This window comes from Qipengyuania flava (genome assembly GCF_019448255.1).
GTDB lineage: Bacteria > Pseudomonadota > Alphaproteobacteria > Sphingomonadales > Sphingomonadaceae > Qipengyuania > Qipengyuania flava_A.
Genome location: NZ_CP080410.1, coordinates 1675450 through 1686395, shown reverse-complemented (window position 1 = coordinate 1686395; position 10946 = coordinate 1675450). Strand labels below are relative to the sequence as shown.

The following is a 10946-nucleotide window of genomic DNA, read 5'->3' as shown; positions in this document are numbered from 1 at the left end:
CGTGGCCCTAGTAAGATTTGCAATGAGCGCCGACTAGCGGCATGGGCCGGACAGCACATGGAATCCGGCGCGCTAAGCGCTCAGCCCCTTTCCACTCTTGGGAGTTTTACCAGATGATTTTCACTCGCCTTGCCCGCAAGAACGGCGCGGCCTCGAGCTTCGCAATGGCCATTGCCCTTGCGACCGGTGCCGCCGTTGGCGCAACCGCCGCTCTCGAAGCCCCGGCTTCGGCGCAGAAGCGTCCGAAATACTCGAAGGGCTTTATCGCAGCCTATACCCCGCTGCAGACTGCTGTCTCGGCCGAAACGCCGGACGCGGCTGCAATCAAGGCGGCCATCCCGGCCGTGATTGCTGCAATCGAGAACGAAGACGACCGCTATGCCGCTGGCGGCGCGATTGTCGGCGCAAGCCAGAAGACCAACGACCTGGGCCTCGCGCTCCAGGGTCTGGAACTGATGCTGCAGAGCGGCAAGGTCGCTCCCGAGCAGGTCGGCATGTTCAACATGCAGGCCGGCCAGATCGCCTACAACCGCCAGGAATACAGCAAGTCGCGCGCCTTCCTGCAGGCTGCCCTCGACGCAGGCTACACGGAAAACAACCCGGAAGGCATCATCGCGGAAAGCTATTTCGCGGAAGATCGTGACGCGGAAGGTCTCGCCTACCTCTCGGGCGTGGTCGACGCGCGCAAGGCTGCCGGGCAGGCAGTCGACGAAGCCTGGCTGCAGCGCGGCCTCGCCGTTGCCTATCGCGGTTCGATGAAGGACGAAGTCAACAAGTTCGCCAAGTGGTATGTCACCGACTACCCGAGCGAGACCAGCTGGCGCGATGCGATTGCGATCCTGCTGAACACCGGTGGCTATGAGAACCCCGAGATTCTCGACCTCCTGCGTCTCGGCCGCCGCCTCGGCACGCTGAACGACGGCCGCCTGTACATGGAATATGTCGACGCTGCCGACTACCGCCGCCTGCCGGCCGAAGTCGTCTCGGTCATCGACGAAGGCAAGCAGAAGGGCTTCCTTCCCGCCGACGATCCCTATGTGAACGACACGCGCAACCAGGCCTCGGAACGTGTTGCAGCCGACCGTGCCGACATGGACAACCTGCTTGGTGACGCACGCGCTTCGGGTGCGACCATCCGCACGGTGATGGCTGCGGGCGACGCGCTGCTGAGCCTCAACCGTCCGGCCGAAGCCGAGGAGTTCTATCTGAAGGCTGCCGGCATGCCCGGTGCGGAAACCCCGATGGCCCTCACGCGCCTCGGCATTGCCCAGCTCGAGCAGGGCAAGTTTGCTGACGCCGTAGCCACCTTCGGCCGCGTCGAAGGTCCGCGCGGTGCGATTGCCGACCTGTGGGCGATCCACGCAGCACAGGCCGGCGAAGGCACCGCTGCCATGTAAGCAGCGGGCTTCGGCCTCGAAATTGGAAGAGGGCGCGGACTTCGGTTCGCGCCCTTTTTCGTATGAGCTTTCGTGTTAGCGCAGGCGTTTGACGAAGCTCTGGCCGTTGGAGCGGCGTTCGACCGAGAAATTGGGGATCGTCTCGATCAGGTCCGTCAGGCGCGCAAAGCCGTAATTGCGTGTGTCGAAGCTCGACCGGTTGCCGGCGCGCTGGCCGACTTCCGACAGCTTGGCGAAGCCGTTCTCGTCGCGCTTGCTGGCGGCGTAGGCGTCGAACAAGAGGTCGAGCAGCTCCTGGTCGAGGACGTTCGACTCCTTGCTTGGCCCGCTTTTGCCGTTCTCTTCCTTTTCCGCCCGGATCAGCGCGTTCACATCGATGAAACGCGTGCAGGCCTGACGGAAGGCTTCGGGCGTCTTCGCCCCGCCGAAGCCGTAGACCGGGAAACCATCCTGCCGGATGCGCATGGCGAGCGGCATGAAGTCGCTGTCGGAACTCATGATGCCGAAACCATGGACCCGCCCGCGGTAGAGCAGGTCCATCGCATCGATGGTCATCTTCATGTCGGTGGCGTTCTTGCCCTTGGTCATGTCGAACTGCTGCTGCGGTTCGATGCCATAGCGGTGCATCAGGTCGATCCAGCCCTTGAGACTGGTCTTGCGCCAATTGCCATAGGCCCTTCGGATGTTCACCTGGCCTAGCTCTGCAAGCACGGTCAGCACTGGGTCGATCCCCGCAGGGCTCGCGTTATCGGAATCGATCAGGAGGGCGATGTTGCGCTGTTCGAAGTCTGCCATAGGCGCGCTACATGGGCGCGCGGGCAGGGCGGGGCAAGGCTCTTCTGGGAGCGGTCAGTCTTCGGGCAGGAAGGCGCCGCTTTCCTCGTCGAGCGAATAGAGGATGCCTTCGTAGATCGAGAAATGCGCGCCGCGCAGCTTGAGGTGCCCCGCCTTTTCCTTATCGGCGAGCCACGGGAAAGAGCGAAGGTTATCAAGGCTTTGCCGGATGGCTGCGAATTCCATCGCCAGTTCCGCCTTGCGCCCCTCGGTGCCGTATTTACGCGCAATCGGTTCACGCACTTCGGACAGGAGGTCGATCCAGTTGGCAACGAAGCCGCCTTCGCCGGGTTCGGCCTTGGCAAAGCTTTGCGTAAGCGCCGCCTTGCACCCGCCGCAGCGGCCGTGGCCCATGACCACAATCTGCTTCACCTCGAGCATCTGGACGGCGAACTCCACCGCAGCCGAAACGCCATGATGGCCTGGCGTTGTCTCGAACGGAGGGACGAGCGCAGCGACATTGCGCACCACGAAAATATCGCCCGGATCGACGTCAAAAATCTGCGCAGGGTCCACGCGGCTGTCGGAACAGCCGATCACCATCAGCTTGGGGTGCTGGCCCTCCATCGCGGTTTCCTTGAACCGCGCGCGCTGGCGCGGAAAGGTGTTCTCGCGAAAGCGTTGGTAGCCTTTCAGGAGCTCGGCATACTCGGGCATTAGAAACGCTCTCCGCGGATGACCTGCACGTCCCACATCGACAGGAGCAGGCCGTGGCTGGTCAGGATCGGCGCGATGTCTTTCGCCAGCGCCATTGCCTTGTCCTCGGGCGCGATGGTGAGCACCAGGACCTTGTCCGTGCCCATCACGCGCTCTTCGCGCCAGTGACCGTCGCGGCCCTTGCCCGATTGCACCGGGGTGACGGTCCAGCCGGTGATCTCCGCGCGGTCGATGGCGTCGGTCACACGGCGCACCAGCGCTGCATCGGTGAGGATTTCGATCCGCTTGCGGGTTACTGTCTCGATCATGGCGCGATCCCTCCCTGGCCGCCGATCATGGACGCAAAGGCGCTGATAAGTCCAATATTGATCAGCACGTTAAAGGGGAAAGTTATGGACAGCGACATCGTCAAGTAGATGCCCGGATCCGCTTCGGGCAGGGCCAGGCGCATGGCAGCCGGCACCGCGATGTAACTGGCGCTTGCGCACAGCACGCCAAGCGCTGCGGCGGACCCGACATCGAGGCCGACAAGGGTGCCAAGGATCGTGCCGGCCGCGCCGTTCACCAGCGGCAGGAAGATGGCAATGGCCGCCAGGCGCCAGGTGACCGCGCGCGAATCCATCATGCGGCGCGCGGCGATAAGACCCATGTCGAGCAGGAAGAGGCACAAAACGCCCTTGAAGCCAGCCTCGAAGAAGGGGCTCACATCGGCAAAACCGTCCTTGCCGCCGACAAGGCCGATGGCAAAGGCGCCCAGCAGGAGCACGACCGAGGAGTTGAAGAACACCTCGTGCAGCATCTCTTTCATCGACTGGCCATCGTCGCTGCCGAAGCCGCGTGCGAGCAACAGGCCGGCAAGGATGGCCGGGCTTTCCATCGTCGCCATGACCGCGACCATGTAGCCGGCCGACGGCTTGCCCTGGAATTCGAGGATTTCGACCGCCGTGACGAAAGTAACCACGCTGATCGAGCCGTAATGGGCGGCAACGGCGCCAGCGTTGATCCTGTCGAGCTTGCCGAAGCTGCGGATCAGCCAGAAGGCGAAGATGGGCAGGATGAAACCGGCCGCGATACCTGCGATCAGCGCGACCGCCACGGTGATACTGAAGCCGGATTCGGACACCGCCACACCGCCTTTGAGGCCGATGGCAGCCATGAGGTAGAGTGACATGCCCTTGGCGATGGCTTCGGGAATCGCGAGGTCGGACCGCGCAAAGGCCGCAAGCAGGCCGAGTACGAAGAAGAGAACGACCGGCGAGGTGAAGGTCTGCAGTGTCGTAGCGTCCATGCGCCGCGCGTAGCGCGCCGCCTTTCGCGCGGCAAGTGGGCGGCGAATAGCTATGCGGCTTGCCCACAGGGGGGAGGGAGCCTAGATGGGCCGCGACATGAACGATCTCTCCTCCCCGCCGAAGCCCGAGGGCGACCGCCCGAAGATGCAGCGCAAGCCCGACTGGATCCGCGTGAAGGCGCCGGTCAGCAAGGGTTATCAGGAAACGCGCAAGCTGATGCGCGAACTCAACCTCCATACGGTGTGCGAGGAAGCGGCCTGTCCGAATATCGGCGAATGCTGGACCAAGAAGCACGCCACGGTGATGATCCTTGGCGATACCTGCACGCGCGCCTGCCGGTTCTGTAACATCAAGACGGGCATGCCGATGCCGGTCGACCCGCTCGAGCCGGAACACACCGCTGCCGCGGCCGCCGCGATGGGCCTCGAGCATATCGTGATCACCAGCGTCGACCGCGACGATCTTCCCGACCGCGGGGCCGGCCAGTTCGTCAAGGTCATCAACGCGCTGCGCCGCGAAACGCCGAACACCACGATCGAAATCCTCACCCCCGACTTCAAGGGCCGGATGAAGCAGTCGATCGCCGAGATCTGCGAAGCGGGTCCGGACGTGTTCAATCACAACCTCGAAACCGTTCCGCGCCTCTACCCCACGATCCGTCCGGGCGCGCGCTACTACGCTTCGCTGCGCCTGCTGGAAGAGGTCAAGGCGCACAATCCGCTGATCTTCACCAAGTCGGGCATCATGCTCGGTCTCGGCGAAGCGCGCCTCGAAGTGCACCAGGTGATGGACGACATGCGCAGCGCGGATATCGATTTCATCACCATGGGCCAGTATCTCCAGCCCACGCCCAAGCACGCCAAGGTCGAGGAGTTCGTCACGCCCAAGCAGTTTGCCGCCTATGGCGCGATTGCCCGGGCCAAGGGCTTCCTCCAGGTCGCATCGAGCCCGCTGACGCGTTCGAGCTACCATGCCGGCGACGATTTTGCCGAAATGCGCGCCGCGCGCGAAGCGAAGCTGGCCAAGCAGGGCGCCTAATGCCCGGCATTCGCGAGAAACGCCGCCTGCCCTACAGCCAGGAGCAGATGTTCGACCTCGTCGCGGACGTGGGCAATTACGCCAAGTTCCTGCCCTGGGTGATCGCAACGCGCGTCAAGAGCGACAGCGAGGACGAGATGATCGCCGACATGCTTGTCGGCTTCAAGGCAATCCGCGAAAAGTTCACTTCCAAGGTGCTCAAGAAGCGTCCCGAGCATATCGAGGTCATCTATGTCGACGGGCCCCTGCGGGATCTCGACAACAACTGGACCTTCACGCCCACCGAGGACGGCGGGTGCGAGATCGATTTCTGTGTCGATTTCACCTTCCGGAACGCCGTGTTCGAACGGCTAGCAGGCCAGTATTTCGACCGCGCCTTTCGCAAGATGGTGCAGGCTTTCGAAGACCGCGCGGACGAGCTCTACGGGCGCGAAAACGCGGCGGCCAATCTCTAGGGAAGCAGCAGCTCCAGCGCGCATATCGTTGCTTCGCGGCGGATGTCGGCGCGCGAGGTTGGTTCGAAGCGTTTCAGTTCGCCTTCCGGATCCCCCTCCGAGCCGCGCAGGACACGGGCGAATACCACTGTTCCCACGGGTTTGAGGTCAGTCCCGCCGCCCGGACCCGCCACGCCGCTGATCGCCACCGCAACATCGGCGTTCGAGCGTTCAAGCGCGCCCTTGGCCATTGCCCAGGCGCAGGCAATCGAGACGGCCCCGAAGGTCTCGATAATGTCGAGCGGCACGCCGAGGTTTTCCTGCTTCGCTTCGTTCGAATAAGTCACATATCCGCGATCGAGCACGGCCGAGGATCCCGGCACTTCAGTTATCGCTGCTGCGACAAGGCCGCCGGTGCAGCTTTCGGCCAGCACGACCTTGCGGCCAGCCGCGGTGTTTTCCTCGACCACGCGTTTGGCCAGCGCATCGATGTCTTCGGGGAGGAGGGCTTCGAGGGGCATGGGGTTCCTCAGTTGGACAGCACGGTTGCGACGGCCTGCGCCGCGATCCCTTCGCCGCGGCCGGCAAAGCCCAGCCGTTCGGTCGTGGTGGCCTTTACCGATACCGCGCCAATGTCAACGCCAAGCAGCTCGGCAATCCGCGTGCGCATGGCTTCGCGGTGGGGGCCGATCTTGGGCGCTTCGCAGATGATGGTGAGGTCGATATTGCCCACGCGGTAGCCGGCTTCGCCGACCAGCTTCGCGGCATGGGCCAGGAAGCGCTCGCTGCTCGCGCCTTTCCATTGCGGGTCGCCGGGCGGGAAATGGCTGCCGATATCGCCATTGGCAATCGCGCCGAGCAGCGCGTCGACAATCGCGTGGAGCGCGACATCCGCGTCGCTGTGCCCAGCAAGGCCCTTGTCGTGCTCGATGCGGATGCCGCCTAGCCACAGCTCTTCGCCGGCTGCCAGGCGGTGCACATCGTAGCCCATGCCCATGCGCACGGGGGGAAGCTCGGTCATGAAATCCTCCGCAAAGGTGAGTTTGGCGAGGCGTTCGTCGCCCGCGACATGCGCCACTGCTCCGCCGGCCGCCCTTAGCACTTGCGCGTCATCGCCAGCTTCGGCGTCGCCCTGCCAATTGGCATGCGCAGCGCGGATTTCGTCGTAGCGGAAGGCTTGCGGTGTCTGCACCCGCCGCAACTCCTCGCGCGGGGCGGTGCCGATCATCAGGCCATTCTCATCGCGCGAAAGGCTGTCGACGACAGGGAGGACGGGAATTGCGCCGGGATGACTGTCCAGCGCGCCCAGAAGGCGCTCAATAACAGCTTGTGGCAGGTTCGGGCGCGCCGCATCGTGGATCAGGACCCGCTCGGCCGATCCGACCGCGTCGAGTGCGCGCGCGACCGATTCCTGACGGGTCGCACCGCCCACCACGAGGGCATAGCCTTCGAGCCCGGCGAGCGCGGCACGCGCAGGTTCTTCGCCGTTCTCCGGGATAGCGATGACCAGCGGAGCGGCTCCAGCAGCCAGAAGCGTGTCGACCGAATGGCGCAAGACCGGCTTGCCTCGCCAGAGCGCGAATTGCTTGGGGAGCGGTTGCCCGGCGCGCAGGCCCTTGCCGGCCGCAACAATCACGGCGGCGAAAGGGGGAAGGGGAGCTTTGTCCTGCATACGAAGGCAGCGCGCTAGCCGCTTGCCGTTTGCGCTGCAACGCACTATGTGCCTGCCCAATTATTAGGCAATCCATTCCGTCATGAGCACGCACCCTCTCCCTCCGGTCCCGCCGAAGCCCATTATGGTCGGCGATGTCGAGATCGACACACCCGTCGTCCTCGCGCCGATGACTGGCGTAACCGACCTGCCGTTCCGCAAGCTCGTGCGCCGCTATGGCTCCGGCCTCAATGTAACCGAAATGATCGCTAGCGAGGCGGCCATCCGCGAAACGCGCCAGAGTGTCCAGAAAGCGGCCTGGGACGCGATCGAGGAGCCGGTGTCGATGCAGCTCGTCGGCTGCGACCCCTACAGCATGGCGGAGGCGGCCAAGCTGCAGCAGGATAACGGCGCGGCCATCATCGATATCAACTTCGGCTGCCCGGTCCGCAAGGTGGTCGGCCAGCTCGCTGGCTCCGCGCTGATGCGCGAAGTGCCACTTGCCACCAAGCTGATGGAAGCGACCGTGAAGGCGGTCGACGTGCCGGTCACGGTCAAGATGCGCATGGGATGGGATCACGCCGATCTCAACGCCCCCGAACTGGCGCGCATTGCCGAGGACCTGGGCGTGAAGATGATCACCGTTCACGGCCGCACGCGTAACCAGATGTACAAGGGCTCGGCGGACTGGGCGTTCATTCGCAAGGTCAAGGACGCGGTTTCGGTCCCTGTCATTGCAAATGGCGACATCTGCACGATTGCAGATGCATCAAAGGCGCTGGAACAGTCGGGCGCGGACGGCATCATGATCGGTCGCGGGGCCTACGGAAAGCCCTGGCTGCTGGGCCAGGTCATGCACTGGTGGCGCACCGGCGAAGTGCTCGAAAGCCCCAGTTTCGACGAGCAGTACGAAACGCTGGTCGAGCACTACAAGCTGATGCTCGATCACTACGGCGAGGGTGTCGGCGCCAAGATCGCGCGCAAGCACCTTGGCTGGTACACCAAGGGTATGCACGGTTCGGCCGAGTTCAGGAACTTCGTCAACTTCATCGACGATCCTGTTAAAGTCCTTGAAGAAATCGAGCGTTTCTACGAACCGTTCCTGCGGCGCCGCGCGGCGTGAGTACGCCCTCCCGCGTCCCGCGCGCGCGTGACCAGCTGGCGGCGCTCCTGTTCGCCGTGCTGCTGCTCGATGAAGACGACAACATCGTCGAGGCCAACCATGCGGCCGAGGAAATGCTCGGGCGCAGCGCGCGCAAACTGTGCGAGATGCGCTTTTGGGACGTGGTCGGGATTTCCGACCAACGGCTATCCGACAACCTCCACAACTCTGAAGCGCAGCTTGTAGCCCGCGGCGTGACGATCGCGACGGCAATTGGCGAAAGACGCGTGAATATAAGCAGCTCGCCCATGCATTCCGAGCCGGGCTGGCGGGTCCTCACCATGTCCGATGCCGGTCAGCCTGAGAACGAGGAAGACGACAGCGAACGGGTCGAACTGCGCGCGCCGGCGGTCCTTGCGCATGAGATCAAGAACCCGCTATCCGCCATCCGCGGGGCCAGCCAGCTGCTTGCGCGGCGCGTTGCGGGCAAGGACAAACCGTTGGCCAAGATGATCTCCGGCGAAGTCGACCGGATCGCGCAGCTTATCGACCGGATGCAGCAGCTCGGGGCAAAGCCGGTCGAAGTCACCGGCCCCTGCAACCTGCACGAGGCGATCCGCAACGCGATGGCCACGGTGCGCGCCGGTCGCAGCGAGGCGTGCGAGCTGGTCGAGGAATTCGATCCGTCGCTGCCACCCGTCGCGGCCGACCAGGGGGCGCTGGAACAGGTACTGATCAACCTGCTCGCCAACGCCTGCGACGCCAGCGCGGGCCTTGAGGACGCCACTGTGCGTGTCCGCACGCGCTTTGTCAGCGGACTGGTGTTCAACACCATTCGATTTGGCCAGGCGACACGCCTGCCGATTGAGATCACCGTCACCGACAAGGGCAAGGGCATCGATCCGAAGTTGCGCGATCACGTTTTCGAACCCTTCGTTTCGAGCAAGCCGCAGGGGCAGGGGCTGGGCCTTGCGCTGGTGCGCAAGCTGCTGCGCGACATGGGTGGCCGGATCTCGCACACGCGCGATGACCGCGCCGGCGAGACACATTTCCGTATCAACCTGCCGGTCGCAGCGGTTTAGGGGAGGCAATGGGACACACGGTTCTTCTGGTCGAGGACGACAAGGGCATCGCCACCGTCATTACGGAGGCGCTGCGCGACGATGGATTCGACGTCACGGCGTGCGAAAGCATCGAGCGGCGTGACGCCCTGCTGGCCGAGCACCAGTTTGACGTCATGCTGACCGACGTCATGCTTGAAGACGGGGACGGGTTGGCGTCAATCGACCGTGTGCGCGGCGTTGCGCCCGACATGCCGGTCATTGTCCTGTCGGCGCAGAACACGCTCGATACGGCTGTGCGCGCGAGCGACAGCGACGCCTTCGAATATTTCCCGAAACCCTTCGACCTCGACGAGCTCACCCAGGCGGTGGCGCAGGCCGTTGCAAGCCGCCCGACCGCAGCCGCTGCGGGCGAGGGCGAAGACAGCGCGCTTCCGCTGATTGGTCGCAGTCCGGCAATGCAGGGCGTGTTCCGCATGATCACGCGGGTCCTGCGCAATGATCTCACCGTCCTGATCACCGGCGAGAGCGGTACCGGCAAGGAGCTGGTGGCGGAGGCCATCCACGAACTCGGCGCCCGCAAGACCGGGCCGTTTGTTGCCGTGAACATGGCGGCGATCCCGCACGATCTCCTCGAAAGCGAGCTGTTCGGGCACGAACGCGGCGCGTTCACCGGTGCGGTCAGCCAGCAGATCGGCAAGTTCGAACAAGCCAATGGCGGCACGCTCTTCCTCGACGAGATTGGCGACATGCCTGCTGAAGCACAGACCCGCCTGCTGCGAGCTCTCCAATCGGGCCGGATCCGCCGGGTTGGCGGGCGCCAGGAGATCGGGGTCGATGTGCGGATCGTCTCGGCCACCAACCGCGATCTCTTGCCGATGATCGCCGATGGACGGTTTCGTGAGGACCTCTACTACCGCCTGAACGTTGTCCCGATCCATCTTCCGCCCCTGCGCGAACGCAAAGAGGACATCGGGGCGCTGGTGCGGCATTTCCTGGGCCAGGCGGCAGGGGAGGGGCTTCCGAACCGGCAGGCAACCGCCGAGGCGATTGCGGCTCTCGAAGCGCGCGATTGGCCGGGCAATGTGCGCGAGCTTCGCAACGCCATCTTCCGCCTTGCCTTGATGGCGCGCGACGATGTCATCGACCGTTCGGCCGTGGTCGATGTCTTGCCCGAGCGGAAGGCTGAAGACGGAGCCGGAGGCAAGCACGGGTTCGACGCGATCGTTGAATCGTGGATGGATTCCGAGCGGCCCGCTGACGGGACGGTTTATCACGCCGCGCTTGCCGCGTTCGAGAAGCCGCTTTTTGAGCTGGTGCTGGAACGTACCGAGGGCAACCAGCTGCGCGCCTCGCGCTTGCTGGGGATCAACCGCAACACTTTGCGCAAACGCCTGTCGGAGCTCGACATCGCGCCCGAGCGGTTCTCCCGCCGGAGATAGGCCGTGCCGTAAAGGCGGGGATATCGTGCGCTTTGTCGCAT

General features: G+C 64.2%; 12 protein-coding genes. 6 read left to right on the top strand and 6 right to left on the bottom strand.

Translation table 11 applies throughout. From position 1 onward, the window contains the following. Positions 1-113 precede the first annotated feature (113 nt). Entirely contained in the window at positions 114-1397 is a 1284-nt protein-coding gene (locus KUV82_RS08330; RefSeq protein WP_219953839.1) for a hypothetical protein, read from the top strand. 75 nt (positions 1398-1472) lie between these two features. Here KUV82_RS08330 and KUV82_RS08325 read toward each other — a convergent pair whose 3' ends face one another. The 4 genes from KUV82_RS08325 to KUV82_RS08310 are packed head-to-tail and all read right to left on the bottom strand — an operon-like array spanning position 1473 to position 4176. Further along, positions 1473-2192 (bottom strand): NYN domain-containing protein, encoded by a 720-nt coding sequence (locus KUV82_RS08325; protein ID WP_219953838.1) that lies wholly within the window; start codon positions 2190-2192, stop codon positions 1473-1475. Between the two features lie 54 nt (positions 2193-2246). Then, entirely contained in the window at positions 2247-2888 is a 642-nt protein-coding gene (locus KUV82_RS08320; protein ID WP_219953837.1) for a carbonic anhydrase, read from the bottom strand. Then, positions 2888-3196, bottom strand: a complete 309-nt coding sequence (locus KUV82_RS08315; RefSeq protein WP_219953836.1) for a P-II family nitrogen regulator — start codon at positions 3194-3196, stop codon at positions 2888-2890. Before KUV82_RS08315 ends, KUV82_RS08320 begins: the two co-directional genes overlap by 1 nt. Then, on the bottom strand, positions 3193-4176 hold the full coding sequence (locus KUV82_RS08310) for a sodium-dependent bicarbonate transport family permease (protein WP_219953835.1): 984 nt from the start codon (positions 4174-4176) through the stop codon (positions 3193-3195). Before KUV82_RS08310 ends, KUV82_RS08315 begins: the two co-directional genes overlap by 4 nt. Before the next feature lie 97 nt (positions 4177-4273). Between KUV82_RS08310 and lipA the strand changes: the two genes are divergently transcribed. After that, complete coding sequence (gene lipA, locus KUV82_RS08305) at positions 4274-5215, top strand: lipoyl synthase (RefSeq protein ID WP_219953834.1); 942 nt, start codon at positions 4274-4276, stop codon at positions 5213-5215. Beyond that, positions 5215-5670 carry a type II toxin-antitoxin system RatA family toxin gene (locus KUV82_RS08300; RefSeq protein ID WP_219953833.1) on the top strand — a complete coding sequence of 152 codons (456 nt, stop codon included), beginning with the start codon at positions 5215-5217 and terminating at the stop codon, positions 5668-5670. Before lipA ends, KUV82_RS08300 begins: the two co-directional genes overlap by 1 nt. On the opposite strand, the gene KUV82_RS08295 is transcribed toward KUV82_RS08300, so the two are convergent. Next, the gene (locus KUV82_RS08295) at positions 5667-6170 is read right to left on the bottom strand and encodes a CinA family protein (protein WP_219953832.1); all 504 of its coding nucleotides are present in this window, start codon (positions 6168-6170) and stop codon (positions 5667-5669) included. The two genes, KUV82_RS08300 and KUV82_RS08295, sit on opposite strands and share 4 nt — an antisense overlap. Before the next feature lie 8 nt (positions 6171-6178). Then, positions 6179-7321: a bifunctional 2-C-methyl-D-erythritol 4-phosphate cytidylyltransferase/2-C-methyl-D-erythritol 2,4-cyclodiphosphate synthase gene (locus KUV82_RS08290; protein WP_219953831.1), complete on the bottom strand. Its 1143-nt coding sequence runs from the start codon at positions 7319-7321 to the stop codon at positions 6179-6181. A gap of 82 nt (positions 7322-7403) precedes the next feature. On the opposite strand from KUV82_RS08290, the gene dusB reads away from it, so the two are divergent. The 3 genes from dusB to KUV82_RS08275 are packed head-to-tail and all read left to right on the top strand — an operon-like array spanning position 7404 to position 10905. Then, positions 7404-8423, top strand: coding sequence for a tRNA dihydrouridine synthase DusB (dusB, locus tag KUV82_RS08285; protein ID WP_219953830.1), 1020 nt, complete (start codon positions 7404-7406; stop codon positions 8421-8423). Further along, positions 8420-9484 carry a two-component system sensor histidine kinase NtrB gene (locus tag KUV82_RS08280; RefSeq protein WP_258319688.1) on the top strand — a complete coding sequence of 355 codons (1065 nt, stop codon included), beginning with the start codon at positions 8420-8422 and terminating at the stop codon, positions 9482-9484. Before dusB ends, KUV82_RS08280 begins: the two co-directional genes overlap by 4 nt. Before the next feature lie 8 nt (positions 9485-9492). Continuing rightward, on the top strand, positions 9493-10905 hold the full coding sequence (locus KUV82_RS08275) for a sigma-54-dependent transcriptional regulator (protein ID WP_219953829.1): 1413 nt from the start codon (positions 9493-9495) through the stop codon (positions 10903-10905). Positions 10906-10946 lie beyond the last annotated feature (41 nt).

Bases quoted from the DNA above. Each gene is read 5' to 3' on its own strand.
- KUV82_RS08330 (WP_219953839.1), top strand. From the start codon at position 114: ATGATTTTCACTCGCCTTGCCCGCAAGAACGGCGCGGCCTCGAGCTTC.
- KUV82_RS08325 (WP_219953838.1), bottom strand. From the start codon at position 2,192: ATGGCAGACTTCGAACAGCGCAACATCGCCCTCCTGATCGATTCCGAT.
- KUV82_RS08320 (WP_219953837.1), bottom strand. From the start codon at position 2,888: ATGCCCGAGTATGCCGAGCTCCTGAAAGGCTACCAACGCTTTCGCGAG.
- KUV82_RS08315 (WP_219953836.1), bottom strand. From the start codon at position 3,196: ATGATCGAGACAGTAACCCGCAAGCGGATCGAAATCCTCACCGATGCA.
- KUV82_RS08310 (WP_219953835.1), bottom strand. From the start codon at position 4,176: ATGGACGCTACGACACTGCAGACCTTCACCTCGCCGGTCGTTCTCTTC.
- lipA (WP_219953834.1), top strand. From the start codon at position 4,274: ATGAACGATCTCTCCTCCCCGCCGAAGCCCGAGGGCGACCGCCCGAAG.
- KUV82_RS08300 (WP_219953833.1), top strand. From the start codon at position 5,215: ATGCCCGGCATTCGCGAGAAACGCCGCCTGCCCTACAGCCAGGAGCAG.
- KUV82_RS08295 (WP_219953832.1), bottom strand. From the start codon at position 6,170: ATGCCCCTCGAAGCCCTCCTCCCCGAAGACATCGATGCGCTGGCCAAA.
- KUV82_RS08290 (WP_219953831.1), bottom strand. From the start codon at position 7,321: ATGCAGGACAAAGCTCCCCTTCCCCCTTTCGCCGCCGTGATTGTTGCG.
- dusB (WP_219953830.1), top strand. From the start codon at position 7,404: ATGAGCACGCACCCTCTCCCTCCGGTCCCGCCGAAGCCCATTATGGTC.
- KUV82_RS08275 (WP_219953829.1), top strand. From the start codon at position 9,493: ATGGGACACACGGTTCTTCTGGTCGAGGACGACAAGGGCATCGCCACC.